The sequence below is a fragment of the Paraburkholderia sp. UCT2 genome (genome assembly GCF_014397665.1).
GTDB classification, from domain to species: Bacteria; Pseudomonadota; Gammaproteobacteria; order Burkholderiales; family Burkholderiaceae; genus Paraburkholderia; species Paraburkholderia tuberum.
In genome coordinates this window covers 91,454-116,702 of the sequence record NZ_VZQO01000001.1, presented here as the reverse complement: position 1 = coordinate 116,702, position 25,249 = coordinate 91,454, and the positions used below count along the sequence as shown (strand labels likewise).

25 protein-coding genes are annotated in these 25,249 nt (G+C 64.7%); 7 read left to right on the top strand and 18 right to left on the bottom strand.

Going from position 1 to position 25,249, the window contains the following annotated elements:
- Nucleotides 1–29: 29 nt before the first annotated feature.
- Together F6X39_RS00565 and F6X39_RS00560 are read left to right on the top strand one after the other, a co-directional pair.
- Nucleotides 30–869, top strand: a complete 840-nt coding sequence (locus F6X39_RS00565) for a PPK2 family polyphosphate kinase (protein WP_187615122.1) — start codon at nucleotides 30–32, stop codon at nucleotides 867–869.
- A gap of 52 nt (nucleotides 870–921) precedes the next feature.
- Nucleotides 922–1,707, top strand: coding sequence for an exodeoxyribonuclease III (locus F6X39_RS00560; protein ID WP_184025852.1), 786 nt, complete (start codon nucleotides 922–924; stop codon nucleotides 1,705–1,707).
- Between the two features lie 45 nt (nucleotides 1,708–1,752).
- Here F6X39_RS00560 and F6X39_RS00555 read toward each other — a convergent pair whose 3' ends face one another.
- The 7 genes from F6X39_RS00555 to argB form a co-directional block, all read right to left on the bottom strand.
- Entirely contained in the window at nucleotides 1,753–3,054 is a 1,302-nt protein-coding gene (locus F6X39_RS00555) for a M48 family metalloprotease (RefSeq protein ID WP_410449826.1), read from the bottom strand.
- Nucleotides 3,051–4,445, bottom strand: a complete 1,395-nt coding sequence (locus tag F6X39_RS00550; RefSeq protein ID WP_187615120.1) for an AmpG family muropeptide MFS transporter — start codon at nucleotides 4,443–4,445, stop codon at nucleotides 3,051–3,053. Before F6X39_RS00550 ends, F6X39_RS00555 begins: the two co-directional genes overlap by 4 nt.
- A gap of 14 nt (nucleotides 4,446–4,459) precedes the next feature.
- On the bottom strand, nucleotides 4,460–5,068 hold the full coding sequence (gene metW / locus F6X39_RS00545) for a methionine biosynthesis protein MetW (protein ID WP_090802214.1): 609 nt from the start codon (nucleotides 5,066–5,068) through the stop codon (nucleotides 4,460–4,462).
- Nucleotides 5,065–6,210, bottom strand: a complete 1,146-nt coding sequence (locus tag F6X39_RS00540; protein WP_184068976.1) for a homoserine O-succinyltransferase MetX — start codon at nucleotides 6,208–6,210, stop codon at nucleotides 5,065–5,067. The genes metW and F6X39_RS00540 overlap by 4 nt, the downstream gene beginning before the upstream one ends.
- Before the next feature lie 321 nt (nucleotides 6,211–6,531).
- Complete coding sequence (gene slmA / locus F6X39_RS00535) at nucleotides 6,532–7,245, bottom strand: nucleoid occlusion factor SlmA (RefSeq protein ID WP_187615119.1); 714 nt, start codon at nucleotides 7,243–7,245, stop codon at nucleotides 6,532–6,534.
- Between the two features lie 41 nt (nucleotides 7,246–7,286).
- On the bottom strand, nucleotides 7,287–8,054 hold the full coding sequence (locus tag F6X39_RS00530; protein WP_187615118.1) for a pyrimidine 5'-nucleotidase: 768 nt from the start codon (nucleotides 8,052–8,054) through the stop codon (nucleotides 7,287–7,289).
- A gap of 163 nt (nucleotides 8,055–8,217) precedes the next feature.
- Entirely contained in the window at nucleotides 8,218–9,117 is a 900-nt protein-coding gene (argB, locus tag F6X39_RS00525; protein ID WP_018419098.1) for an acetylglutamate kinase, read from the bottom strand.
- A 265-nt stretch (nucleotides 9,118–9,382) separates the two neighbouring features.
- On the opposite strand from argB, the gene F6X39_RS00520 reads away from it, so the two are divergent.
- From F6X39_RS00520 to F6X39_RS00510, 3 genes are all read left to right on the top strand, one after another.
- The gene (locus F6X39_RS00520) at nucleotides 9,383–9,607 is read left to right on the top strand and encodes a cysteine-rich CWC family protein (protein WP_187615117.1); all 225 of its coding nucleotides are present in this window, start codon (nucleotides 9,383–9,385) and stop codon (nucleotides 9,605–9,607) included.
- 335 nt (nucleotides 9,608–9,942) lie between these two features.
- Nucleotides 9,943–11,253 (top strand): ATP-binding protein, encoded by a 1,311-nt coding sequence (locus F6X39_RS00515; protein WP_187615116.1) that lies wholly within the window; start codon nucleotides 9,943–9,945, stop codon nucleotides 11,251–11,253.
- Complete coding sequence (locus F6X39_RS00510) at nucleotides 11,250–11,792, top strand: response regulator transcription factor (RefSeq protein ID WP_184025882.1); 543 nt, start codon at nucleotides 11,250–11,252, stop codon at nucleotides 11,790–11,792. The genes F6X39_RS00515 and F6X39_RS00510 overlap by 4 nt, the downstream gene beginning before the upstream one ends.
- A gap of 133 nt (nucleotides 11,793–11,925) precedes the next feature.
- Here F6X39_RS00510 and hslU read toward each other — a convergent pair whose 3' ends face one another.
- The 9 genes from hslU to F6X39_RS00465 all read right to left on the bottom strand — a co-directional run bounded on the left by hslU (nucleotide 11,926) and on the right by F6X39_RS00465 (nucleotide 21,599).
- On the bottom strand, nucleotides 11,926–13,272 hold the full coding sequence (gene hslU / locus F6X39_RS00505; RefSeq protein WP_090802203.1) for an ATP-dependent protease ATPase subunit HslU: 1,347 nt from the start codon (nucleotides 13,270–13,272) through the stop codon (nucleotides 11,926–11,928).
- 10 nt (nucleotides 13,273–13,282) lie between these two features.
- Complete coding sequence (gene hslV / locus F6X39_RS00500; RefSeq protein ID WP_184051150.1) at nucleotides 13,283–13,819, bottom strand: ATP-dependent protease subunit HslV; 537 nt, start codon at nucleotides 13,817–13,819, stop codon at nucleotides 13,283–13,285.
- A 339-nt stretch (nucleotides 13,820–14,158) separates the two neighbouring features.
- A complete protein-coding gene (gene dksA, locus F6X39_RS00495; protein WP_090802202.1) occupies nucleotides 14,159–14,578 on the bottom strand; it encodes an RNA polymerase-binding protein DksA in 420 nt (139 codons plus the stop codon).
- Between the two features lie 682 nt (nucleotides 14,579–15,260).
- Nucleotides 15,261–16,361, bottom strand: a complete 1,101-nt coding sequence (locus F6X39_RS00490; protein WP_187615115.1) for a CobW family GTP-binding protein — start codon at nucleotides 16,359–16,361, stop codon at nucleotides 15,261–15,263.
- Between the two features lie 212 nt (nucleotides 16,362–16,573).
- The gene (locus F6X39_RS00485; protein WP_187615114.1) at nucleotides 16,574–17,776 is read right to left on the bottom strand and encodes a class I SAM-dependent rRNA methyltransferase; all 1,203 of its coding nucleotides are present in this window, start codon (nucleotides 17,774–17,776) and stop codon (nucleotides 16,574–16,576) included.
- 61 nt (nucleotides 17,777–17,837) lie between these two features.
- On the bottom strand, nucleotides 17,838–18,761 hold the full coding sequence (xerC, locus tag F6X39_RS00480; RefSeq protein WP_187615113.1) for a tyrosine recombinase XerC: 924 nt from the start codon (nucleotides 18,759–18,761) through the stop codon (nucleotides 17,838–17,840).
- 28 nt (nucleotides 18,762–18,789) lie between these two features.
- The gene (locus F6X39_RS00475) at nucleotides 18,790–19,548 is read right to left on the bottom strand and encodes a DUF484 family protein (protein WP_187615112.1); all 759 of its coding nucleotides are present in this window, start codon (nucleotides 19,546–19,548) and stop codon (nucleotides 18,790–18,792) included.
- A gap of 57 nt (nucleotides 19,549–19,605) precedes the next feature.
- Nucleotides 19,606–20,541: a diaminopimelate epimerase gene (gene dapF / locus F6X39_RS00470; protein ID WP_187615111.1), complete on the bottom strand. Its 936-nt coding sequence runs from the start codon at nucleotides 20,539–20,541 to the stop codon at nucleotides 19,606–19,608.
- A 173-nt stretch (nucleotides 20,542–20,714) separates the two neighbouring features.
- Nucleotides 20,715–21,599: a lipid A biosynthesis lauroyl acyltransferase gene (locus F6X39_RS00465; protein WP_187615110.1), complete on the bottom strand. Its 885-nt coding sequence runs from the start codon at nucleotides 21,597–21,599 to the stop codon at nucleotides 20,715–20,717.
- Between the two features lie 285 nt (nucleotides 21,600–21,884).
- On the opposite strand from F6X39_RS00465, the gene metK reads away from it, so the two are divergent.
- A complete protein-coding gene (metK, locus tag F6X39_RS00460; RefSeq protein ID WP_187615109.1) occupies nucleotides 21,885–23,075 on the top strand; it encodes a methionine adenosyltransferase in 1,191 nt (396 codons plus the stop codon).
- 231 nt (nucleotides 23,076–23,306) lie between these two features.
- On the opposite strand, the gene F6X39_RS00455 is transcribed toward metK, so the two are convergent.
- Entirely contained in the window at nucleotides 23,307–23,675 is a 369-nt protein-coding gene (locus F6X39_RS00455; RefSeq protein WP_187615108.1) for a hypothetical protein, read from the bottom strand.
- Between the two features lie 571 nt (nucleotides 23,676–24,246).
- Between F6X39_RS00455 and F6X39_RS00450 the strand changes: the two genes are divergently transcribed.
- Nucleotides 24,247–25,008, top strand: coding sequence for a phytanoyl-CoA dioxygenase family protein (locus F6X39_RS00450; RefSeq protein ID WP_187615107.1), 762 nt, complete (start codon nucleotides 24,247–24,249; stop codon nucleotides 25,006–25,008).
- Nucleotides 25,009–25,039: 31 nt separating this feature from the next.
- Here F6X39_RS00450 and F6X39_RS00445 read toward each other — a convergent pair whose 3' ends face one another.
- Nucleotides 25,040–25,246, bottom strand: a complete 207-nt coding sequence (locus tag F6X39_RS00445) for a DUF3185 family protein (RefSeq protein WP_018419114.1) — start codon at nucleotides 25,244–25,246, stop codon at nucleotides 25,040–25,042.
- Nucleotides 25,247–25,249: the final 3 nt, after the last annotated feature.

The window sequence follows — 25,249 nt, the reverse complement described above, 5'->3', positions numbered from 1 at the left end:
TAGGTAAGCGTAGACCTTGGAGTGTATGCATGACAAAGCAACCCGATCTCGACGATTTCCGCGTGCCGTATTTCGACGACGGCAAGAAAAAAAACCACTTCTCGCTCGACCATTTCGATCCGAAGGCGAAGCCGTTTTCGAGCGGCTCGAAAGACGCGGACCGCGCGCGTCTGTCGGAAGTAGGCCTGCTGCTCGACAACCTGCAGGAGCGGCTGCACGCGCAGCGCAAGCGCCGCGTTCTGCTAGTGCTGCAAGGCATGGACACGAGCGGCAAGGACGGCACGATCCGCGCGGTATTTCACGAAGTCGATCCGCTCGGCTTGCGCATCGTGCCGTTCAAGGCGCCGACGCCCGTCGAACTCGCGCACGACTTCCTGTGGCGCGTGCATTCGCAGGCACCCGCGGCCGGCGAGCTGACGATCTTCAACCGCAGTCACTACGAAGACCTGCTCGTGCCGACCGTGCTGGGCGCGCTCGACGCCGCGGGGTTCCAGCAGCGGTGCCGCCACATCCGTCAGTTCGAGGAGATGCTCGCCGACAGCGGCGCGACGATTCTCAAGTGCATGCTGCACATTTCAAGGGACGAGCAGCGTGTGCGTTTGCAGGAGCGCATCGACGATCCGCTGAAGCACTGGAAATTCGACGTGTCGGATCTCGAAGCGCGCAAGCAGTGGGACGCGTATCAGTCGGCGTATCGCGACACACTGGCCGCGACGTCGACCGAATACGCGCCGTGGTACGTGATTCCGGCCGAGTCGAAGACGCATCGCAACGTGATGGTCGCCGAACTGCTGCTGCGCACGCTCGACGCGCTGAAGCTCGAATATCCGCCGGCCAAGGAATCGCTGAAGGGCGTCAAGGTCGAGTGAACGCGGCCTTGCCCCTTGGCTTCAGAAACGAATCGAACAAAAGAGGAAAGACATGTTGCGTGTGATTACCGCCAACCTCAACGGCATCCGCTCGGCGGCGAAGAAGGGCTTTTTCGACTGGTTCGGCGAACAGGGCGCCGACGTGCTTTGCGTGCAGGAAATCAAATGCTCGCAGGACGACATGACGCCGGAGTTCATGGCGCCGCATGATTTCACCGGCTATTTCCAGCATGCGGTAAAAAAGGGTTATAGCGGCGCGGGCGTCTATACGCGTCATGAGCCGGACGAAGTGGTTATCGGCTTCGGCAGCGAGGAGTTCGACCCGGAAGGGCGCTACGTCGAGCTGCGTTTCGGCAAGCTGTCGGTGGTCTCGGTGTATGTGCCGTCGGGGTCGAGCGGCGACGAGCGCCAGCAGGCCAAGTTCCGTTTCATGGACGAGTTCATGCCGCATCTCGCCGAGCTGGCGAAGGAGCGCGAGGTCATCGTGTGCGGCGACGTGAACATCGTGCACAAGGAAATCGACATCAAGAACTGGAAGAGCAACCAGAAGAATTCGGGCTGCCTGCCCGAAGAGCGCGCATGGCTCGACAAACTGTTCGACGAAGTCGGTTATGTGGACGTGTTCCGCACGCTCGACCAGCGGCCCGAGCAGTACACGTGGTGGAGCAATCGCGGTCAGGCGTATGCGAAGAACGTCGGGTGGCGGATCGATTACCAGATCGCGACGCCGGGCATCGCAAGCAAGGCGAAGCGCACCGACGTGTTCCGCGACATCAAGTTCAGCGACCATGCGCCGCTGACCGTCGACTACGACCATAAGGTCAAGATCAAGAAGTAAGCAAGGCGCGGCGCTTGAGCGCGCCGCTCTCCGACAGCACCGATATCAGTCGCGCGCCGGCTTGCGGGTCGGCCGACCGATGCCTGCATAATCGGGCAACTCGTCGACGCTCTTGCCGATTGCCTTCGCGTACAGCGGCAGCATGTCCGGCAGCCGCTTGATGATGTCGTCGCGGCGCGCCGGCGTGTACGGGTGCACGTAGATGAAGCCCTGGCCGCGACTGCCGCGCGTCGCCTGCGCGAGCTTATCCCATAGCGTGACCGCCGCGCGCGGATCGAAGCCGGCGCGCGACGCGATATCGCTGCCAATCACGTCGGCTTCGGTTTCGTCGGTGCTCTCGTACTTCATTTCCAGCAGACGCGAACCGATGCCGAGCGGCGCCATGCCCAGATCGGCGAGGCCGAACAGTTGCGGAATCGTGCCGGACGAATCGAGCTGGCTCGCCTGCAACTGACCGAGCCGCATGCGCGCGTGCTCGCGCAACGCGTGCGCGATCTCATGGCCGATCAGCATGCCGACCTCGTTGTCGTTCAGGCGGACGCGATCGAGAATCCCGCTATAGACGACGATCTTGCCGCCCGGCAGGCAGTACATGCGGATGTCGTTCGAGCGCACCACCGCGACTTCCCACTTCCAGAGCTTGGCTCGCTCGTTCCATTTCAACGAGTACGGAATCATCCGGTTGATGATCGCGCGCACGCGCGTCACGCGCGCGTCCGTCTCGCCGTACAGGCGGTTCGAGTGGCTGGCGCCGTAGACGATCTGGCTGAACTCCTCAGCGGCCTGCGCCTCGAGCATCGACGACGGGATCAGGTTGCGGAACACCATGTAGCCGCCGTAGCGCAGTTGCGGGCTCACGTAGTAGGGCGGCGGGACGGCCGCGGGGGCCGATGCCGCGGCGGGCGCTTTGGCGGTGGCGGGAGGGGGCGCGGGCTGCGGCGCGGAGCCGGAGGTAGCGGCGCCCGGAGCGCTACCGCTAGCGCTGGGCGTGCCCGGGGCACCGGCGTTGGCACCGGTGCTGTTATTCGCGCCGGGATTGGCACCGCCGGCGCTGTTGTTGCCGCTGTTGCCGGCTGCAGCCGAAGTCGCGTTTTCCGCGGCGCTGGTGCCGCTGGTCGCGGACCTGGCCGCAGGCATTGGGGCCGGGTTGGGCGTCGGACCGCTGGTGGTCGCGGCGGCGGCGGCCGGCGCGGGCGCTTGCGCGCCGCTCACCGGGCTCGCGCCAGTCGCTGGCGTGCCGGCCGCATAGGCGCCCGCCGGCATCGCCAGCGCGACGCTCGCGCAACCGAGGATGCTCACGGCGCCGAGTGCGGTGCGGCGCGCGCGGGTCGGAATCGGTACCTTCACGACCGGTCCCTCCACGGCGCGATACGCACCAGCAGCAGCATGCCGGGCACCGCGAGCGCGGTGCAGAGGATGAAGTAGTCGAACCAGCCCATCCGCGCGACCACATAGCCGCTCGCCGCCGACGCGAGCGTGCGCGGCACCGACGCGAGGCTCGTGAACAGCGCGAACTGCGTCGCGGTGTAGCGCGGATCGGTGGTGCTCGCGATATACGCGGTGAAAGCGGCCATCGTGAGACCGGTGGCGAAGGTCTCGAAGCCGTACACGAGCGCGAGCGCGACCGAGCGTGGATCGAGCTGCACGCTCCAGTCGATGCCGACGAACGACAGCAGCTTCGTCGTCCCCTGGCTCAGTGCGACGGCCATGTTGTAAATCGCGGCAAGTCCGGGCGAATCCGGGCCGAGATGCGCGAGCCACGCGAAGCCGAGCGTCGACACCATCTGCAGCAAACCGAAGATCCACAAGCCGCGGCCGATGCCGATCTTCATCAGCCAGATCCCGCCGACGATGCCGCCCGCGAGACTCGCGCCGAACGCCGTGGTCTTGGCGATCACGCCGATCTGCGTGCGCGAAAAGCCGATGTCGAGGAAGAACGACGTGGACAGCGTGGTCGCCATCGTATCGCCGAGCTTGTACAGGAAGATGAAGCCGAGCACGAAAAGGGCAGTGCGCCAGCCGTCGCGCTGAATGAATTCCCTGAACGGCTCGACGATCGCCTCGCGCAGATTCTTCGGCGGCTCGCCGTGCACCTCGGGCTCGCGCACCACCAGTGTCATCAGGACGCCCGGCAGCATGAACGCGGCCGTTACGATGAAGACGGTGCTCCACGGCAGATGATCGGACAAAATCAGCGCGAGCGAACCGGGCACGAGCGCCGCGATCTTGTACGCGTTCACGTGCACCGCGTTGCCGAGGCCCTGCTGCGTGTCGCTGAGCAATTCACGCCGGTACGCGTCGATCACGATGTCGGAGCTCGCGCCGAAGAACGCGACCAGAGCGGTCAGCGCGGCGACGGTCCAGATCGATTCGCGTGGCGACACGAAACCGAGCGTCGCCATCGCGCCGGCCACGAGCAATTGCGTGACGAGCATCCAGCCGCGCCGTCTGCCGGGCCGCCAACCGGGCACGCGCGGTACGTAGCGGTCCATCAGCGGTGCCCAGACGAATTTCCAGGTGTACGGAAACTGGATCAGCGCGAAGAGGCCGATTTCCTTCAGATTGACGCCTTCCGAGCGCAGCCACGCCTGCACGAGGTAGACGAGCGTAAACAGCGGCAATCCCGACGTGAAGCCGAGAAAGACGCAAATCAGCATGCGCGTATTCAAAAACGCGCGCCAGCCGGGATGTTCTTCGTGAGCGGTAAGTGCGGGCGCCTCGTGCGGCGGGTTCGACATGTGGATAAGTGACGTTAGCTTTTCTTGACGCGATAGACCGCAAGACTACCACGCCAGTTCACGCCCCAACGCACCACCTGTCCATCATGCAGCACGACGCGATCGAGAATCTCGATGCCGACCTCGGGCGCGAGCGCTTCGAAGTCCTTGATCGTCAGCACACGCACGTTCGGCGTGTTGTGCCATTGATAAGGCAGCGACTTCGACACCGGCATACGCCCCTGCAACACCGACAGCCGATGCGCCCAATAGCCGAAATTCGGAAACGACACGATGCATTGCTTGCCGACGCGCACCGTCTCGCGCAGGATCGCCGCGGTCTGATGAATCGTCTGCAGCGTCTGCGACAGCACCGCGAAATCGAAGCTGCCGTCTTCGAACAGGCGCAGGCCGTCTTCGAGATTCTGCTGGATCACGTTGACGCCCTTCTGCGTCGCGGCGAGCACGCCGGCGTCGTTGATCTCGATGCCGTAGCCCTGCACGTCCAGTTCTTCGTTCAGCAGCGACAGCAACGAGCCGTCCGCGCAGCCGAGATCGAGCACGGTCGCGCGCGGTTCGACCCAGCGGGCGATCGCGCGGAAGTCCGGGCGCAATGCCAGGTAATCAAGTGCTCGCTGGTTCATGCGTTGACCTCGTTTGCAATGCGTTCGTAGTAGGCGCGCAGCAGGTTGTGATAGCGCGCATCGTCGAGCAGGAAGGCGTCGTGGCCGTGCGGCGCGTCGATCTCCGCATAGGTGACCGTGCGCTTGTGGTCGAGCAGCGCCTTCACCAGTTCGCGCGAGCGTGCCGGCGCGAAACGCCAGTCGGTCGAGAAGCTCGCGATCAGATACTTCGCGGTGGTGTGCGCTAGCGCGGCGGTCAGATCGCCGTCGAAGGCCTTGGCCGGATCGAAGTAATCGAGCGCGCGCGTGATCAGCAGGTAGGTGTTCGCGTCGAAGTAGTCGGCGAACTTGTCGCCCTGATAGCGCAGATACGATTCCACTTCGAATTCGACGTCGAAGCTGAAGTTGTAGTCATCGAGCGCGCCTTCCGCGCGACGCAGCGAGCGGCCGAATTTTTCGGCCATGTCGTCGTCCGACAAATACGTGATGTGCCCGATCATCCGCGCGACGCGCAGGCCGCGCTTCGGTTTCACGCCGTGCGCGTAGTAGTTGCCGCCATGGAAGTCGGGGTCTGACAGGATCGCCGAGCGTGCGACCTCGTTGAACGCGATGTTCTGCGCGGACAGTTTCGGCGTCGATGCGACCACGATGCAATGCGCGACCCGCTCCGGATACATCATGCTCCACGCGAGCGCCTGCATGCCGCCGAGACTGCCGCCCATCACGGCGGCGAAGCGCGTGATGCCGAACGCGTCGGCGACGCGCGCCTGAGCGTTGACCCAGTCTTCGACGGTGACGACCGGAAAGGTCGCGCCATACGGCTTGCCGGTCGCGGGGTCGATGCTCATCGGCCCGGTCGAGCCGAAGCACGAGCCGAGGTTGTTCACGCCGATCACGAAAAACCTGTCGGTATCGAGCGGCTTGCCCGGGCCGACCATGTTGTCCCACCAGCCGATGTCCTTCGGATTGTCGGCGTACACGCCCGCCACGTGATGCGATGCGTTCAGCGCGTGGCACACGAGCACCGCATTGCTGCGCGCGGCATTGAGCGTGCCGTAGGTCTCGACCATCAGGTCGTAGCCTGCGAGCGAGCTGCCGTTGCGCAATGGCAGCGGCTCGGTGAAATGCATTTTTTGGGGAGCGACGATGCCGATGGATTCCATTCATTCCGCCATTGAGTCAACAGGGCGGCTAAACGGCGTCGGCGAAGCACGAAGAGAAGGACGGTGTGCGCAGCTGACGACCTCTTTAGCCGCATTTATAGTGAACCGCGGGCCTGGGGCCAAGGGTTCGCGCGCCCGCAATCGAGTCAGCAAATCGGCGCGTGAAGGGGTGTGAAACCGGGTGCAACGTGCTTCGGGATGCCTTGGCGCGGTCCGTTATGCATCGGAAGGCCGCGGCAACATCAGGCGCAAAGTATAGCGGAAAATTCCGCGCGGCAGCGGCACGGGCGATGCCGCGCGAAGGGGGCGAGTCCTCGCGGACTACTGAAGAATCAGCAGCAGTTGCTCGTCCGCGTGTTCGGCGGGCGGCCGCGCGAAACCGCTGCGCACATAGCGATGCCAGCGGCCGATCACGTAGCTCACCACCAGGCTCGCGCGAATTGCAGGATCGTAGTCGGCAGGCAACGCAGCGGATTGCGGTGCGGTCTGCGGGCCGGCGTTGCCTGTGACGTCGTTATTCGCACGGGCAAGCGCTTCGGTCTGCGCGAGCCGCAAGCACTGCTTCAGCGATGCCTCGACGCGCTCGAGCATCTGGTTCACGCGCTCGGTGAGTCGCTCGTGCTCGCCGATCAGCGCCTCGCAGGTCAGCACGCGCGTCATGCCGGGATTTTTCGCGGGAAAGTTGAGCAGCATCAGCGCGATCGCGCGCGCCTGCAGCACGCCGTTGTTTTCGTGATTGGTGATCTGGTTGATGAGGCCGAACAGCGTCTGCTCGATGAACTCGATCAGCCCTTCGAACATCTGCGCCTTGCTGGCGAAATGGCGATATAGCGCGGCTTCCGACACACCGAGCCGGGCGGCGAGCGCGGCCGTGGTGACCTTCTCGCGCTTCGGCGCCTCGAGCATGCTGGCAAGCGTCTGCAGGATGTGCACGCGACGCTCGCCCGGCTTCGGACGCGGCGCGCGTGTTGCGGCGGGCGCCGCCGCGGGGGAGGCTGCGGCTGAGGTTTCGTCAGGCTTGTCGATCGGCTGCATGGCTGTGGTCCCCCGGCTGATGTCGTTGGCGGCTTTCGTCCCTACTGTCCCGGCTTGCGTCCCTTCCATCGAACCGAGCGCGTGCCCAGTCGTAGCGATTTTAGCGAACGAATGCTGCGGTCGACATAATGCGGCCGGCCGGTGCCGGGCAGGCGCGTCGGTACACCGTCCGCGTGCGGCTTGCGCGGCAGGTGCCCGGTGATCCACACGGTGCGGATGCCGAGCCGTCGATAGTTTTTCAGGTGCGAACGCGTGTCCTCGACGAGGATCGCGTCTTTCAGCGACACGTGCGCGTCGCGCATCGCGCGGCGCAGCATCGCGTGATCGGGCTTCGCGCGCCATTGGCGGCGATCGCGCATGTGCTCGATCGCGATCACGCGCTCGAATAGCCGCTCGATGCGCAACTCGGCGAGCACCGCGCGCGCGTAGGTTTCGGGCGCGTTGGTCAGCACGATCTTGCGGCCCGGCAGCGCCGCGATCAGACGCGCGACGCCGCGCTCGTGACGGATCATCGAGCAGAGGTCGGGGAACGTGTGCACGACCTTCAGGAAGTCGTGCGCGTCGAGCGGATGGTGGCGCGTGAGACCGAGCAGTGCTGCGCCGTAGCGCAGCGTGTAGCCGGTGCGCAGACGGTTGGCTTCGTCGATGTCGACTTGCAGCGCGTCGATGATGTACTGGGTCATGCCGCGATTGATCGCGGGGAAAATGGCATGTGACGCGCGGTGCAGCGTGTTGTCGAGATCGAACAGCCAGACGGGCTTGCCGCCTGCGAGGTCAGGACGGCGGCGCCGCGAAGTGGGGGTGCGCATGGTGAATTTCTTCAGCCGCTGACGGGCGTTTCATGCTGCGGATGCGCAGAGATTGCCACATCAACATCAACGCTCGGGGGCGCGCATGGACTGCCGGCTGCGAGGTGGGGCACAGGCGTCGCGCCGCTCGGACGCAACCCCTGTGCCGGGGATGCCGCAACGATCAATGCGAGCGGATCATCGTGCCGAACGGCTGTTCGGTCAGAATTTCGAGCAGCACCGAGTGCTCGATGCGGCCGTCGATGATGTGCACCGAGCGCACGCCGCTCTTCGCCGCATCGAGCGCGGACGAGATCTTCGGCAGCATGCCGCCGGAGATCGTGCCGTCTTCGAACAGACCGTCGATTTCGCGCGCCGACAGGTCGGTCAGCAGATTGCCTTCCTTGTCCATCACGCCGGGGATGTTGGTCATCATGACGAGCTTTTCGGCGTTCAGCACGACCGCCAGCTTGCCCGCGACGAGATCCGCGTTGATGTTGTACGACAGGCCGTCTTCGCCGAAGCCGATCGGCGAGATGACCGGAATGAACGCGTCGTCCTGCAACGCCTTCACGACCGCCGGGTTGATCGACTCGACTTCGCCGACCTGGCCGATGTCGACGTACTGGCCCGGAGTTTCGCGATCCGGCATCAGCATCTTGCGCGCGTGGATCAGGCCGCCATCCTTGCCGGTCAGGCCGACCGCGTGGCCGCCGAAGTGGTTGATCAGCATCACGATGTCCTGCTGCACCTCGCCCCCGAGCACCCATTCGACGACTTCCATCGTCTCTTCGTCGGTGACGCGCATGCCCTGGATGAACGTGCCCTGTTTGCCGATTTTCTTAAGCGCCTGGTCGATTTGCGGACCGCCGCCGTGCACGATGACCGGGTTGATGCCGACCAGCTTCAGCAGAATCACGTCGCGCGCGAAGCCCTGTTTCAGACGCTCTTCGGTCATGGCGTTGCCGCCGTATTTGATGACCACGGTCTTACCGTGATACTGACGGATGTAAGGCAGCGCCTCGGCCAGAATTTCGGCTTTCAGGGTGGGCGCAATCTGCGAGAGGTCGGGAAGCTCGGACATGGCGGCAGGCTCGGGCACGGAACAGTTGAAACAGCGCGAATTGTACAGGACTGGCGCGCTGCAACAGGGTTTTCGGCCGCGGCGCGAGCGACGGGCGGTGCAGGCTTGGCGTACCGCACCATGACGCGCCGCGGGGGTGGCGAACAGCAAGCGTAACGCACTTGCGTGACGGCTGTGCATTGGCCGAACGGACGACTGCACCTGAGCGTGTCAGTCATGGCATCATGGCTTGATCAATGTCCCCGGCCCTGAGCGCCGATCTGCGATGAAATCGTCTTCCCCCCGCTCCGAACGCAGCGCACGCTGTCCGCGCTGCGGCAATGCTTTCGACTGCGGCATGCAGACTGATCCGTCCAACTGCTGGTGCCGCGCGCTGCCGCCGCTACCGGTCGAGCGGTTAAAGCCAGGCGGCCGGTGTCTGTGCCCGGAGTGTCTGGCCGCGGAGATTGCACAGGCGACACACGAGGCGAGTGAGCATGAGCGGCCGTGATGGTCGGATTTGCCCCGGGGCCGATCAGAAACCGCCGACGCGCGGCGATGCTGCGCCACCCGCGCCCGCAGATCGCGCACAATCGCTTCCAGCGCCGGCTCCGATTCGCCGAACCGCGACTGCCGATCCGGGGCGATCGCGTCGGCGTGCCGGCTGGCCATCCGCAGCGTGTAGCCGGCGCGGAATTGTGCGACGGCGTTTTCCGGGTCGAGTGGGGCGATAATGGCGGGCGTCGTCGAGCGCGTGCAGTTTGGCCGCGGCGGCGAAGCAACGGGCTTCATCTGCCGCGGCGCCACTGGCTCGGGCCGCGGCGGCGTAACGGGTAGACTAGGGTCATGCACCGTATAACCAACACCGGCCGCGTCAATCTCGGTCATCTGTTCTGGCTGCGCAGCCTCGCGATCATCGGTCAGCTGCTGACGATCGCGTTCGTGCAGATCTTCCTCGGCGCCAATCTGCCGTTGCCCGCGATGCTGCTCGTGATCGGGCTCGAAGTGCTGTTCAACGCGCTCACGTGGTGGCGCGTGTCGCAGCAGCGTCCCGAGTCCAACCTCGAGCTGTTCGGGCAGATCTGGGTCGATCTCGGGGCGTTGTCGGCGCTGCTATTCCTGTCCGGCGGCACCACCAACCCGTTCGTGTCGCTGTACCTGCCATCGCTTGCGATCGCGGCGGCCGTGCTGCCGTGGTATCTGATGGCCTGGCTCGCGGCGTTCGCGGTCGCCTGCTACGCGATGCTCAGTTTCGATTCCGTGCCGCTCAATCTCGAGAATCCCGCCAACCTGTTCGACTACTACCGCTCGGGCATGTGGGTCAACTTCATGGTCAGCGTGGGGCTGATTGCGTGGTTCGTCGCGCGCATGTCCCGAGCGCTGCGGCTACGTGACGCAGCGCTTGGAGAAGCGCAGCAGCGCTTGCTCCACGACGAACGGGCGGTCGCGCTCGGCGTGCAGGCGGCCACCGTGGCCCACGAAATCGGCACCCCTCTGTCTACAATCGCGATGTTGTCCGAAGAATTGCGCGACGCGGCGCGGACCGACGCGGGACTCGCCCCCTACCGCGCCGATCTCGAGCTGCTCGAGCAGCAGATGATGCTGTGCACGTCGGCGCTCGCGCGGTTGCGCAGCCGCGCAACGACCACGACGAACCGCCAGCCGGTCGACGAATGGCTCGAATCATTTGCCGAGCAATGGCGCCTGCGCCATCCTCACGTGAAGTTCGAGCGGCTTGGCACACCGCCCGCCGATGTCAGTCTCAACGACACGGCGGCCGTCAGCCAGATACTGACGATCCTGCTCGACAACGCCGCGCGCGCGAGCCGCGATCACGTGACACTGTCCTGCGTGCTCGCGCCACGCGGCGACCAGATCGTGTTCGAAGTGTGCGACCACGGTCCGGGCATTCCGGCCGCGCTGCGCGGCTCGCTCGGCGCGATGCCGGTGGAGAGCACGCAGGGCGGTCACGGCGTCGGCCTGTATCTGGCGTTTTCGGCGGCGGCGCGTCTGAAGGGATCGATCGAACTGACCGACGCCAACGGCGGACGGCCGCGCGGCACGCGTGCGGTGCTGCGACTACCGCTCGCCGCGCGCAAGATTTCCGGAGCGAGCCCACATGGCGCCGCGCCATCCAACACGGAGAAACAGGCATGAGCGAGAAGAATTTTCTGGTGATCGACGACGACGAAGTGTTCTCCGGCATCCTCGCGCGCGGCTTGACGCGGCGCGGCTACACGGTGACCGAAGCACACAACGCGGACGAGGCGATCCGGCTCGCGAATCAGCAGAAGTTCAGCGAGATCACCGTGGACCTGCATCTCGGCAACGACTCCGGCCTGACGCTCGTCGCGCCGTTACGCGATCTGCAGCCCGATGCGCGCATGCTCGTGCTGACCGGCTACGCGAGCATCGCCACCGCGGTGCAGGCGGTCAAGGACGGCGCCGACAACTATCTCGCAAAGCCCGCCAACGTCGAGACGATCCTGTCGGCGCTGCAAAGCGAGGCGAGCGCGTTGCAGGCCGAGGAGGCGATCGAGCATCCGCAGCCGCTGTCGGTGGCGCGGCTCGAATGGGAGCATATCCAGCGTGTGCTCGCAGAACACAACGGCAATATCTCGGCGACCGCGCGCGCGTTGAACATGCATCGGCGCACGTTGCAGCGCAAGTTGGCGAAGCGGCCGGTGAAGCAGTAGGCGGCGATCTTCTGGCGCGGCGTTGGCTGTTCGAGGCGCCGCCGCGGGAAGGGCGGCACAAAACAAAACGGGCTGCCTATGCGAAGGCAGCCCGTTTTTCATGCATCAGCGCTTCGCGCTGCCACCGCGCATGTCAAAGCACGTAGCGCGACAGATCCTCGTCTTCGGCGATTTCGTTCAACGCGCTATCGACATACGCCGCGTCGATCTGCACTGCATGGCCCGAATGATTGCCGGCCGAGAACGACACTTCTTCGAGCAGTTTTTCAATCACCGTATAAAGACGCCGCGCGCCGATGTTCTCGGTCTTCTCGTTGACCGAGTACGCAATCTCGGCGAGACGGCGGATGCCGTCGTCGGCGAATTCGAGGTGCACGTCTTCGGTCGCGAGCAGGGCCTGGTATTGCTTGACGAGGCTCGCGTCCGTCGACACGAGGATCGATTCGAAGTCGTTGACCGACAGCGAATCGAGCTCGACGCGAATCGGAAAGCGCCCCTGCAGCTCGGGAATCAGATCGCTCGGCTTCGCGAGGTGAAACGCGCCGCTCGCGATGAACAGGATGTGATCGGTCTTCACCATGCCGTACTTGGTGTTGATCGTCGTGCCTTCGACGAGCGGCAGCAGATCGCGCTGCACGCCCTGACGGGACACTTCACCGCCGCCCGCTTCGTTGCGCGACGCGATCTTGTCGATTTCGTCGAGGAACACGATGCCGTTCTGCTCGACGTTCTGCACCGCCTTGCTCTTCACCTCTTCGTCGTTCAGCATCTTGCCGGCTTCTTCGTCGGTGAGCACCTTCAGCGCTTCCTTGACCTTCATCTTGCGGCGCATCTTCTTGCCGCCGCCGATGTTGGCGAACATCGAGCGGATCTGCTCGGTCATGTCTTCCATGCCCGGCGGCCCCATGATGTCCATGCCGACCTGCGGCTGCTCGACGTCGAGCTCGATTTCCTTGTCGTCGAGCTGGCCTTCGCGCAGGCGCTTGCGGAACGTTTGACGCGTCGTGCTGCCTTCATCGGCGGTGTCGGTCGAGCTCGAGCTCGAACCGAAGCCGACCGGCCGTGCGGTTGGCAGCAGGATGTCGAGGATGCGGTCTTCGGCCAGATCGCCGGCCTTGGTCCGCACCTTGCGCATTTCGGTTTCGCGGGTCTGCTTGACCGAAATTTCGATCAGGTCGCGCACGATACTGTCGACGTCGCGGCCCACGTAGCCGACTTCGGTGAATTTGGTCGCTTCGATCTTGATGAACGGCGCGTCCGCGAGCTTCGCGAGACGCCGCGCGATTTCGGTCTTGCCGACGCCGGTCGGTCCGATCATCAGGATGTTCTTCGGCGTGATTTCCTGGCGCAGCGGTTCGTCGACCTGCTGACGGCGCCAGCGGTTGCGCAGCGCGACCGCCACGGCCTTCTTCGCGCGGCCTTGGCCGATGATGTGTTTGTCGAGTTCGGAGACGATCTCGGCGGGGGTCATGGTGCTCATCGATGGGTCCTTACTCGATCGTCTCAATGACGCGGTTATGGTTCGTGTAGATGCACATGTCGCCGGCGATTTCCAGCGACTTTTCCACGATGTCGCGCGGCGACAGCTCGGTGTTGTCGGCAAGCGCCTTCGCGGCCGCCTGCGCGTACGCACCGCCCGAGCCGATCGCACAGATGCCGCCTTCGGGATCGAGCACGTCGCCGTTGCCGGTGATGACGAGCGTGGTGGTCGCGTCCGCGGCGATCAGCATCGCCTCGAGACGACGCAGCATGCGGTCGGTGCGCCAGTCTTTCGCGAGCTCCACGGCCGCGCGCGTCAGATTGCCCTGATGTTTTTCCAGCTTCGCCTCGAAGCGGTCGAGCAGCGAGAAGGCATCCGCCGTGCCACCGGCGAAGCCGACCAGCACCTTGCCGTTGTAGATGCGCCGGACCTTCTTCGCGCCGCCTTTCATGACGATGTTGCCGAGCGTGACCTGGCCGTCGCCGCCGAGCGCCACCTTGTTGCCGCGGCGCACGGAAACGATCGTCGTGCCGTGAAATTGCTCCATATGCGTTCCTCTTTGCAAAACGGGTAGAACGCGGCAGCGCTGTGCGCTACCGCATGAATCCAGTCAGCGGACGGCGCGCCGGCTGGCGCGCTCGTGAGCGCATGTCCGATCTATTTTAGGGCGCGCGCGGTCATATCAAGATCCGCCGGAAGGCATAGGACGAAAAACTGAAAATCCGCTCAGGGAGCCTGAGAAACGAGGCGGGAAGGGACGGCGGGGCGGGACGGATGGCGGAGCATGCGCGGATGTCGCGCAAAAAGAAAAGGCGCACGGTTCACCGTGCGCCTCTCGACGAAGCAGCGTTTTCAGGGCGCTAAGCCGAAGCCGCGCCGCAGATAATCAGTCGCCGAACAGCTTCTGGCGCAGTTCGCGGCGCTCCTGGGCTTCGAGCGACAGCGTAGCCGTGGGCCGCGCGAGCAGACGCGGAATGCCGATCGGCTCGCCGGTTTCCTCGCACCAGCCATAGTCGCCCGCCTCGATTCGCGCGATCGATTGCTGCACCTTCTTCAGCAGCTTGCGTTCGCGGTCGCGCGTGCGCAGTTCGAGCGCATGCTCTTCCTCGATCGTGGCGCGATCGGCCGGGTCCGGCACGATGACCGTTTCGCGCAGGTTCTCGGTCGTCTGGCCGGCATTGCGGAGAATGTCCGCCTGCAACTGTTCGAGCCTGTTCTTGAAGAAGGCGAGCTGATCCGCATTCATGTAATCCTTGTCGCTCATCTTCAGGATTTCGGCTTCGGTCAAGAGTCGTTTCGTCGTCATCTGGCTTACTTCTTCAATGTGAGGCAAAACTCATAGGGCCCGCACTTTCGTATTGCCCGCAAACGCGTCGCGCGGACGCGCAGCGCAGGGTGGCCACGAACGTTGGACTGTCGTGACGCCGAAGCGCCTGGCGCCCACACACCGGGCGTTGCTAGCTACGCCGCTGCGGGGCCGAACTCCTCTGGAAACCGATTCACACATGCTCCTGAGGCATCGCTCGCCGACGAGCGCGTGCCTTTTCAGGCCGTGCCCGCCGGCGTTTTCGGCGTGTCTCCGGACAAGATTTTCCGGCGCCGTTTCAGGCCCGTCGCGGGATACGCGCGACCGGGCAATTCGTTGTCATTCTCCAGTGGGCACGTATTGTAACTGAATCACAATACGGCACCGCAACTGCTGAAAGCCGGCCTGCGGCGCTGCGATATCCCGAAAATATAACGCGCAGAAAGCCAAAAAGCGATGGTCGTGCACGCTTTAATACAGCAGGGTTTTCACGCGTTTTTCATATGGCCTGGATTCGAAAGGCCTCGGCGCCGCGGCGTCGCAGTTTCAGCAGAGGATTCACGCCCGCGCAGTCGGCGGCGGGCGTCTCACCGCACTAGAAGTAGCACGGCGCATGCCGCGCTGCGGGCGGCGCGTCGTGGGCTTGCTCCGAGGCTTGCTTGCGCGACGGCGCTGCGCCCGCTCAGGCGAGGCAGGCGTCGAGACCGTCGGTGATCAGATCGCGCGGCAGTTCGATGCCGATGAACACCATCTTGTTGGTCTTCTTCTCGGCCGGTTGCCATTTCGCGGCGAGGTCGCTGCCCATCATTTGATGCACGCCCTGGAACACGACCTTGCGATCGACGCCCTTCATGTACAGCACGCCCTTGTAGCGCAGCAGGTGCTCGCCATAGATCTGCAGGATGCCGCCGAGGAAGTCTTCGAGCTTGTTCGGATCGAACGGACGATCGCTGCGGTACACGAATGACTTGATCTTGTCGTCGTGATGCGCATGGTGGTGATGTCCGTGATCATGGCCTTCGTGATCGCAATGGCCATGGTCGTGATCGCAATTGGCGTGATCGTGGTCATTGTCGCCTTGCGTGTGGCCGTGCTCGTCGTGCGCGTGCGCGTGGCTATGCGCGTGTTCGTCTTCACTCAGGAAGTCCGGATCGATTTCGAGCTTCGAGTTCAGGTTGAAGCCGCGCAGATCGAAAATTTCCTTGATGTCCGCCTCGCCGAAATTGACGACCTTGATCGCCGCCTTCGGGTTCATGTGCAGCAGACGGTGGCGCAGATCGGCCACGTGCCGCTCGTCGACGAGATCGGCCTTCGTGATGAACAGCCGGTCCGCGAAACCGACCTGGCGCTGCACCACTTCGTGCTCGTCGAGCTGATGATTCGCGTGCTTCGCGTCGACCAGCGTGATGATCGCGTCGAGCAGGAATTCGCTCGCGATCTGGTCGTCCATGAAGAAGGTTTGCGCGACCGGGCCCGGATTCGCGAGGCCGGTGGTTTCGATCACGACGCGGTCGAAGTCCACTTCGCCCGCCTGCTTCTTCGCGGCCAGATCATTGAGCACGCGCGACAGGTCGCCGCGAATCGTGCAGCAGATGCAGCCGTTGCTCATCTGGATGATCTGCTCGCTCGTGTCCTGCACGAGGATCTCGTTGTCGATGTTCTCTTCGCCGAACTCGTTCTCGATGACGGCGATCTTCATGCCGTGCTTTTCGTTCAGGATGCGCTTGAGCAGGGTGGTTTTGCCGCTGCCGAGAAAGCCGGTCAGGATGGTGACTGGAATCATGTGGGTCGCCTGTAAGTCGTGAAACGGTGCGTGATCGGACGCTAGCGCGCAAGGCTAGCCAGATGCGTTAGGCGGGCCGCCGCTGCCAGATGGCGCGGACCCTGTCCAGCCGGTCATTGAAACATATTTGCCAGGCGGGCGCAGGGGCGGCCGCCTGCGCGGAGGCGGCCGTCAGCCGCCGCCACGCGCAATCACCGGGAAAATAAGGGCGATCAGGTGATTTGCAACAGCAGCCCCTTCAGATACTCGCCTTCGGGGAACGCAGTGAGCAGCGGATGATCGACGCCCGCGCCAAGGCGCTTCAGGATGCGTGCGTCGACGCGTGCGTCGGCGGCCGCGCCCGACACGATCTTCTGGAACAGCTCGGGATCGATCGCGCCCGAGCACGAGTACGTGAACAGCAAACCGCCCGGGCGCAGCAGCTTCAGGCCCGTCAGATTGATGTCCTTGTACGCGCGCGAGGCGCGGTCCACGTGCTCGCGCGATGGCGCGAATTTCGGCGGATCGAGCACGATCAGGTCGAAGCGATCGCCTTCGTCGTAGAGGCGCCGCAATGTCTTGAACGCGTCGGCGTCGAGCCAGGTCGCGCGGTCGGCGTCGAAGCCGTTGGCCGCGACGTTCTGCTGCGCGAGCGCGAGCGCTTCACCCGACGAATCGACCGACACCACGCGCTTTGCGCCACCCCTGAGCGCCGCGAGCGAAAAGCCGCCGGTGTAGCAGAAGCAGTTCAGCACGTCGCGATCTTTCGCGAACTGCTGCACGAGCAGGCGGTTATCGCGCTGGTCGACATAGAAGCCGGTCTTGTGGCCGTTGCGCACGTCGACGTGATAGCGCACGCCGTTTTCGCTCGCGATCAGCTTCTCGGAAGGCGGCTCGCCCGCGAGCACGCCGGTGATCTGCTCGAGCCCTTCCTTCTGACGGATCGACACGTCCGAGCGCTCGTAGACGTTCGGGCAGCCGGTCGCGCCGACCAGCGCCGCGACGATCGCGTCCTTCCACGCTTCGACGCCGGCCGCCATGAACTGACAGACGATCTGGCTGCGCTGATCCGCGTCCTCGGCGACGTAGTAATCGACGATCAGGCCCGGCAGACCGTCCGCCTCGCCGAAGATCAGCCGCACGGCGCCGGTGTCGCGCACCATCGCCTGACGATGCGCGAACGCGCGCTGAACGCGGCGCTTGAAGAACGCGTGATCGATCGGCTCGGCTTCGTCGAAGCTCCAGACGCGCGCGCGGATCTGCGAGTGCGGGCTGTAGGCGGCGCGGGCGAGAAAGCGGCCATCGTGCGCGCGCACGAGCACGGTCGCGCCGGGCGCGGGGCGGCCGTCGACGTGCTCGATCGCATTGGCATAAACCCACGGATGGCGGCGCAGCAGCGATTTTTCTTTCGACGGTTTGAGCGTAACGGTATTCATCAGGTGTAGGTAAAGTGCAAGCGAAGGCGGCGCGTCGTGGCGCGCGGCGTCAGTCGCGTGATCAGTTGCGTTTCTTTGCGCGAGGATGCGCGCTGTCGTAGACGTGGGCGAGGTGCTGGAAATCGAGGCCCGTATAAACCTGCGTCGCGGTGATGCTCGCGTGGCCGAGCAGCTCCTGCACGGCGCGCAGGTCGCCGCTCGACTGCAGCACGTGCGTCGCGAACGAATGGCGCAGCACGTGCGGATGCACGTTGGCCGGAATGCCGGCGGCGAGCGCCGCGCGCTTCACGCGCTCGCGCACGACGTTCGGCGACAGCCGGTTGCCGCGCGCCGACAGGAACAGCGGATGCGGATCGTGGCGGACCATCGGTTCGCGCACCGCGAGCCATGCGTTCAGCGCCGCGACCGCCTTGCTGCCCACCGGCACGACGCGGCGCCGGTTGCCTTTGCCGAGCACTTCGACTTCGCCGGAATCGAGTTTCAGCCAGCCGGCCGAGCGATAGCCGTCGACGTCGGCGAAACGCACGTCGAGGCCGACCAGTTCGGCGAGGCGCAAGCCCGACGAGTAGAACAGCTCGAGCATCGCGTGATCGCGCAGGCCTTCAGGCGAGTCGGCGGGCGGGCTGTCCATCAGGCGCGCGGTGTCGTCGACGGAAAGCGCCTTCGGCAGCATTTTCGCCTGCTTCGGCGCGCGCACCGCGGCGACCGGATTGGCCGGCAACTCGACGTGGCCCGCGAGCCAGCGATAAAACGCCCGCCATGCCGACAGCCGATGGCCGATCGACCGCGCGGTGAGACCGCCCGCATGCGCGCGCGCGACGGCGCCGCGGATGTCGACGGCGGTGAGGCTTTCGAGCGCTCGGCCTTTGGCGAGCTGCTTCAGTTCCGCGAGCTCATGCGTGTAGCCGCGCAGCGTGTGCGCCGACAGCCGCCGCTCGTGCTCGAGATGCGACAGGTAGGCGGCGATCGGGTCGGCGGCGGTCACGGTACGCGGTGACGTTGGGTGGCGCGGCTCAGCGCGGCAGCAGCCGGCTCAGCGCGGCGCTCGCGAGCGCGCCGATCTGCGTGAGGAAATCGGTGGCCATGCCTTCGTGGAAGCGCCGCGGGTCGGATGAGCCCATCACGAGCAGGCCGAACGTCGGCGCGTCTTCGACACCTTCGGGGTCGCGCAGCGCGAGCAGCGCGATCGATTCGGTGCTCTGCGCCGTCCCGTTCGACGCGACGCCGAGGTCGTCGGTCGCGCTCGTTGCCGCGCTTGCCGCCGGGTTGGTCGTCCCGTTGGACGCGACCGCAGCTTGCGCGAGCCATTGCGCGGCCTCGAAGCCGGTGTTCGCGCCGCAGTACGGCGTGCTCAGGCTGCCCGCGAAAATGCGCACTTCCTCGCTGACGTGGCGCGCGAAGTCCGCTTGCGCATACGGCTCGGCGATGTCCCACACGCGCAGCGCCGCTTGCGGCACGTCGAAGATGTCGCGCAGACCGCCGGCGATCGTGCGCGGCAGCGCGTAGGGATCGCGCTCGGCCATCACACGGATGGTCCAGCGGTTGAATTTCGACGCGATGCTGTCGTTCTCGTGACCGTAGCGCAGCAGTTCGGCAAGACGCCGCTCCAGATGCTTGTTCTTGTCGCGCAGCATCTCCATCTGCCGCTCCTGCAGCGACACCGCGGCTTTGCCGTGCGGGTTCGCGAGCCGGATCGTCGCGAGCGTTTCCGCGTGTTCGACGAAGAATTCGGGATTGGCGAGCAGGTATTCGGCGACTTCGCGATCGTTCATGGTTTCGGCTAGAGGACTACGGGACGGCCGCCTCACGGCGGCGCGTCGGTCAATGAGTTAGACGGAGGGTGCCATGTCGGCCGGGCTGGACGGATTGTGCTGCGTCGAGTCCGACGAGGCGCTCGACGCCTCTTCGGCCAACTCGATCTCCCCTTCGAAGACGGTGGCTGCGGGGCCGGCCATCAGCAGCGGCGCGCCTGGGTGCGCGCTGTCCCACGTGATGGTCAGATCGCCGCCGTGCGTATGTACGAGCACCGGCGAATCCAGCAGCCCGCGCCGGATGCCGGCCGCGACCGCCGCGCACGCGCCGGTGCCGCACGCGAGCGTTTCGCCCGCGCCGCGTTCGTAGACGCGCAGCCTGATCTCGTTGCGGTCGACGATCTGCATGAAGCCCGCGTTGACCCGCTGCGGGAAGCGTGTGTGCCGCTCGATAGCCGGACCTTCGACGAGCACCGGGAACACCTCGGCATCGTCGACGACCTGCACGGCGTGCGGATTGCCCATCGACACCACCGACATCCAGCGCGTCATGCCGTTCACGTCGAGCGGCCAGAGCGTATCCGCGCCTTCGCGGCGGCCTTGCAGACCCTTGGTCGCGAACGGCACGAGTTCGGGGTCGAACACGGGCGTGCCCATGTCGACGATCACTTCGCCGTTGTCCTGCATCGTCAGCGTGATCGTGCCTTTCTGGACCTGCACGCGCACGCTGCGCTGGTCGGTGAGACCGCGCTCGCGCACGAACTTGACGAAGCAGCGCGCGCCGTTGCCGCAGTGTTCGACCTCGCCGCCGTCGCAATTGAAGATGCGATATCTGAAATCGACGCCTTCGACGGTCGGCTTTTCGACCAGCAGCAACTGGTCGGCGCCGACGCCGAAATGGCGGTTCGCCAACGCGCGCACCTGCGCCGTGGTTAGATCAACCGGTTGGGTATAGCCGTCGAGTACGACGAAGTCGTTGCCCGCGCCGTGCATTTTGGTGAATTTGAGCTTCACGTTTTCCGTGTATCCGTTGCTGCGTAGGGCTTCGCGCGTGCGGGCGGAGCCGGAAATCCCGGCCTCACCGGTCGTTGGGCGAATCGCCCATTGGAGCCGTGCCCGGCCAATAGCAGATGATACACGTTGGCACATCGGAAACGGTACGGCAGGCGAGGAGCCCAGCCCCACCTTCAATACACCCCCGGCACCCCCGGCGGGCGTGTCTTGAACCGCTTGTGCACCCAGTAATACTGCTCGGGCATCAGCGGAATCTGCTCTTCGAGAAACTCGTTCATGCGTCGCGCATCAGCGTCATCGTCGCCGGTCGGATAGTCGTCCCAAGATTTGAAGACCTTGAGCCGGTAGCCCTTGTAGTTCGGCAGCACCTCGCCGATGAACGGTACGACCTGCGCATGCCCGACCTTGGCGAGACGGCCGACCGCGGTCAGCGTGCAGGTCGGCACGCCGAAGAACGGCACGAACGTCGAATTGCGCGCGCCGTAGTCCATGTCCGCGCCGAGCATCACCGGTTTGCGTTCGCGCAGCCAGCGCAGCACGACGCGCGCGCTGTCCGCGCGGCTCGCCATGTCCGCGCCGAAACGCGCGCGCGCTGCTTTCGCGGCTTCCTCGAACTCCTGATTCGACATTGGCTGATAGAGGGAGCCGCACTGGCGCTTCAGCGAGTAGTTCAGAAAGATCGAACCGGCCTCGATGCCGACAAAATGAAAGCCGAGAAACAATGTGGGCGGCAGGTTCGGGTCCGTCAGGTCGATCGCGCTGTCGAGCTGGATCAGCTTGTCGAGCTTCTTCGCCGAGCCGAACCACTGCACGCTGCGCTCGAGATAGCTGCGGATCGCATGACGGAAGTGTTTTTGCGCGACGTCCTCGCGGCGCTCGTCGCTCCAGTCGGGGAAGCACAGCTTCAGATTCGTATGAACGATGCGCTTGCGACGGCTCGGGATCTGGTAGAGCAGCCAGCCGAGCCCGTCACCGAGACGAGCGACCAATCCGTAAGGCAACAGCGCAAAGAGTTTGAGCAGCCCGATCGCGAGCTTCGCGCCGTAGCGGCTCAGCATGCAGCCTCCAGGCGCGCGGCGCCGCAGGGGGCGAAATTGTGGAAAGCGGAAAAATTGAGGTGATACCGCACTCGTTTCGACTCTGTGACATTCAAAGGAAGTCGCTATAATAAGGGCTTCGCCGAGTTAATAGACAACTTGCGGGGCGAAGCCGGCGGGTGCGGTCCATGGGTTTTCATGGGTTATGCGTCCATCGGTCAGGTAATCCGCTAAAGCGTCGCCGCTTCAGACTCCCGAAGTCGGCTACGTGGAACGCAACCGTAACCACTAACAGGAGTCTGCAACGTGGCAAACGACTATCTCTTCACTTCCGAATCCGTTTCCGAAGGCCATCCCGACAAAGTCGCGGACCAGATCTCGGACGCGATCCTCGACGCCATCCTCGCTCAAGACAAGTACTCGCGTGTCGCGGCCGAAACGCTGTGCAACACGGGTCTCGTCGTGCTGGCCGGTGAAATCACCACCACCGCGAACGTCGACTACATCCAGATCGCGCGCAACACGATCAAGCGCATCGGCTACGACAACACCGACTATGGCATCGACTACCGCGGCTGCGCGGTGCTCGTCGCCTACGACAAGCAGTCGCCGGACATCGCCCAGGGCGTGGACCGCGCGCACGACAACAACCTCGATCAAGGCGCGGGCGACCAGGGCCTGATGTTCGGTTACGCGTGCGAGGAAACGCCGGAACTGATGCCGCTGCCGATCCACCTGTCGCACCGCCTCGTCGAGCGTCAGGCGAATCTGCGCCGCGACGGCCGTCTGCCCTGGCTGCGTCCGGATGCCAAGTCGCAGGTCACCGTGCGCTACGTCGACGGCAAGCCGCATTCGATCGACACCGTCGTACTGTCCACCCAGCATTCGCCGGACATCGAGCTCGACACGCTGCGCGAAGCGGTGATCGAGGAAGTGATCAAGCCGACGCTGCCGGCCGAGCTGATCAAGGGTGACATCAAGTTCCTCGTGAACCCGACCGGTCGTTTCGTGATCGGCGGTCCGCAGGGCGATTGCGGTCTGACGGGCCGCAAGATCATCGTCGATACGTACGGCGGCGCGGCTCCGCACGGCGGCGGCGCATTCTCGGGCAAGGATCCGTCGAAGGTGGACCGCTCGGCAGCGTACGCCGGCCGTTACGTCGCCAAGAACATCGTGGCCGCGGGCCTCGCATCGCGCTGCCTGATCCAGGTGTCGTACGCGATCGGCGTCGCCCAGCCGACCTCGGTGATGGTCAACACGTTCGGCACCGGCCGCGTGTCGGATGCGACGATCACGGAACTCGTGCGTCAGCATTTCGACCTGCGTCCGAAGGGCATCATCCAGATGCTCGACCTGCTGCGCCCGGTCTACGAGAAGAGCGCGGCGTATGGTCATTTCGGCCGCGAAGAGCCGGAATTCACGTGGGAAGCCACCGACAAGGCGCTCGCACTCGCCGAAGCGGCAGGCACTGAGCCGGTCGCGGCGCTTGCCGAATAAGGGCGAGCCGATCGCCGCTTGAAAGCAAACAAACCCCGCCGGCGTGAGCCGGCGGGGTTTTTCTTTGTCTATCGATGGCGTAGCGATGCGGCCGCGCGAAGCACGTCGTCGAGGCGGCGCGCTCGAAGTCTTGCGGTGCTCGAAGTCAGCCCAGCGGTGAACGGCCAGCCGGTCGGCAGATCAGCGGTCTAGCCACTCAACGCGCAACTGCAATTCACCGGCCCAGCAATCTCACCGGCTCGCAAACGCAAACGCAAACGCGAACCACCCGCCGCTGCTCGCCGACAGGCGACGCGGTCGGCGGCTCGCAGGCGTGCGCATCGCCGGCGCGCGTTTCGCGACCGCGAGGCGCAACGGAGTCGGTTTGCGCAGCAGCGTGCGCAGCGACAGACGGCGCGTGCCGCTCTGCTGGCGTAGCGCCGAGAAGAACGTATGGAACCAGGTGCGAAAGCCGTCAATGGCCTTCGCGTCGCGCCACTGCTCGCCGAGCGCGCGGGTGCGCGCGGCATGATGGCGCAGCGCCCGCATCATATGGCGGCGCGCGGGACGCGCCGCTTTCAGCGCGGCGCGGGTAAGACGGGTGCTCAAAAGAGTATGCATGGCTTCACATTTAGGCAATGAACCGCACGTCGGCGCGTGCACCGGATGTGCACGGACAAACAGCACCATATGTGCCAATGACGGGGTTGCGATGAACGGCCTGAAAGCGGGAAATTCGGTCCGGGTCGTGGCGCGGGAGATTGCGACGCGAAACACGGCGCACAGCGCAGCGAAGGTACAACGCGGAGAAACCGACGGCACGGGCCCTGACGGCCTGCGCACAACAGAAAACTGCGTAAGCGACGATCGACATGCGAGCAGGCTACACGGGAATCATGACGTCAGAAAGTCGGTTATTACCCTGCGAGACCGGATTTCTCCGCGGATCGAATCGTCGCGGATGCCAGTCTGCTGTCACCCCTTACGGGCGATTTGCGTGCGCGTTTGCCCAGCGAATGTGCGGTGCGGGCGCGCCGCGCGCCTGAAACCGGTGCATTGGCGCGCCGCGAAAAGCGAAGGCGACCGCCGCAAAAGATCAGCAGGACGCAGGAGCCTCTGGCGGTGAACCAACGCATCCCGATCGCGCCCGTTTTACAATCGAACATCAGTTAGTCGACGGTAACGGAACGCCATGTCACTCCATTCGAAGAAAGAGCAGATTCAAACGTTGCGGGAGCAGGGTTTTGTCGTCGTGCCAGGACTCGTGTCGCCCGAGCGTTGCGAGGAGCTGAAGCGGATCGCGCAGCGGCAGCTGCAGGAAGCGGCGGCGCCGATCGAATTCGAAGCGGATTTGCAGTATCCGGGCGCGCCGTCATCGAAGGATGCTCCGGGCGGACATACGGTGCGGCGCCTGCTCGACGCGTACGGTCGTCACCCCGCGTTCGCGCAATGGGCGACCGCGCCCGAAATCCGTGGCTGGATGGAGCTGTATTTTGGCGAGGAGCCGCGGCTATCGCGCGCGCATCACAACTGCATGATGACCAAGCACCCCGCGTACGGCAGCCTGACCGGCTGGCATCGCGACGTGCGCTACTGGTCGTTCGAGCGCGACGATCTGGTGTCGGCGTGGCTCGCGGTCGGCCCGGAAACCGTCGATAATGGCGCGCTGTGGTTCGTGCCGCAATCGCACGGCGCCGCGTTCACATCGGACCGTTTCGACGAAGCGAAGTTTTTCCGCGCGGATCTCGCCGAGAACGAGGCCGCGATCCGCACGGCCGTGTCGCCCGAGCTGAAGACTGGCGACGTGGTGTTCTTTCACTGCAACACGCTGCACTCGGCCGGCAAGAATCTGAGCGACCAGGTGAAGTTCTCGCTGGTGTTCACCTATCACGGCGCAAGCAATGTGCCGCTGCCCGGCACGCGCTCGGCCGCGAAGCCCGAGATCGCGTTCTAGATTATTTTGGTCGCGAGCCTCGCGCCGACGCTCAGCGCTTGCGCCCCGACATCGCGATTCCCGTCAGCCCGGCGAGCGTCGCCACCACGCCCGCGACGATCAGCACGATCGCCTTGTTGCTTGGCGAGCCGGTAAAGAAGCGCGACACGTCGCTGCTCACCGAATTGAATGCCTGCCCGCCGAAATACAGCAGCACGATACCGCCGACAATCAGCGCGATCGAAATCGCTTTCGTCATCTG

Bases quoted from the DNA above. Each gene is read 5' to 3' on its own strand.
- F6X39_RS00565 (WP_187615122.1), top strand. From the start codon at position 30: ATGACAAAGCAACCCGATCTCGACGATTTCCGCGTGCCGTATTTCGAC.
- F6X39_RS00560 (WP_184025852.1), top strand. From the start codon at position 922: ATGTTGCGTGTGATTACCGCCAACCTCAACGGCATCCGCTCGGCGGCG.
- F6X39_RS00550 (WP_187615120.1), bottom strand. From the start codon at position 4,445: ATGTCGAACCCGCCGCACGAGGCGCCCGCACTTACCGCTCACGAAGAA.
- metW (WP_090802214.1), bottom strand. From the start codon at position 5,068: ATGAACCAGCGAGCACTTGATTACCTGGCATTGCGCCCGGACTTCCGC.
- F6X39_RS00540 (WP_184068976.1), bottom strand. From the start codon at position 6,210: ATGGAATCCATCGGCATCGTCGCTCCCCAAAAAATGCATTTCACCGAG.
- slmA (WP_187615119.1), bottom strand. From the start codon at position 7,245: ATGCAGCCGATCGACAAGCCTGACGAAACCTCAGCCGCAGCCTCCCCC.
- F6X39_RS00530 (WP_187615118.1), bottom strand. From the start codon at position 8,054: ATGCGCACCCCCACTTCGCGGCGCCGCCGTCCTGACCTCGCAGGCGGC.
- argB (WP_018419098.1), bottom strand. From the start codon at position 9,117: ATGTCCGAGCTTCCCGACCTCTCGCAGATTGCGCCCACCCTGAAAGCC.
- F6X39_RS00520 (WP_187615117.1), top strand. From the start codon at position 9,383: ATGAAATCGTCTTCCCCCCGCTCCGAACGCAGCGCACGCTGTCCGCGC.
- F6X39_RS00515 (WP_187615116.1), top strand. From the start codon at position 9,943: ATGCACCGTATAACCAACACCGGCCGCGTCAATCTCGGTCATCTGTTC.
- F6X39_RS00510 (WP_184025882.1), top strand. From the start codon at position 11,250: ATGAGCGAGAAGAATTTTCTGGTGATCGACGACGACGAAGTGTTCTCC.
- hslU (WP_090802203.1), bottom strand. From the start codon at position 13,272: ATGAGCACCATGACCCCCGCCGAGATCGTCTCCGAACTCGACAAACAC.
- hslV (WP_184051150.1), bottom strand. From the start codon at position 13,819: ATGGAGCAATTTCACGGCACGACGATCGTTTCCGTGCGCCGCGGCAAC.
- dksA (WP_090802202.1), bottom strand. From the start codon at position 14,578: ATGACGACGAAACGACTCTTGACCGAAGCCGAAATCCTGAAGATGAGC.
- F6X39_RS00490 (WP_187615115.1), bottom strand. From the start codon at position 16,361: ATGATTCCAGTCACCATCCTGACCGGCTTTCTCGGCAGCGGCAAAACC.
- F6X39_RS00485 (WP_187615114.1), bottom strand. From the start codon at position 17,776: ATGAATACCGTTACGCTCAAACCGTCGAAAGAAAAATCGCTGCTGCGC.
- F6X39_RS00475 (WP_187615112.1), bottom strand. From the start codon at position 19,548: ATGAACGATCGCGAAGTCGCCGAATACCTGCTCGCCAATCCCGAATTC.
- F6X39_RS00465 (WP_187615110.1), bottom strand. From the start codon at position 21,599: ATGCTGAGCCGCTACGGCGCGAAGCTCGCGATCGGGCTGCTCAAACTC.
- F6X39_RS00455 (WP_187615108.1), bottom strand. From the start codon at position 23,675: ATGCATACTCTTTTGAGCACCCGTCTTACCCGCGCCGCGCTGAAAGCG.
- F6X39_RS00450 (WP_187615107.1), top strand. From the start codon at position 24,247: ATGTCACTCCATTCGAAGAAAGAGCAGATTCAAACGTTGCGGGAGCAG.
- F6X39_RS00445 (WP_018419114.1), bottom strand. From the start codon at position 25,246: ATGACGAAAGCGATTTCGATCGCGCTGATTGTCGGCGGTATCGTGCTG.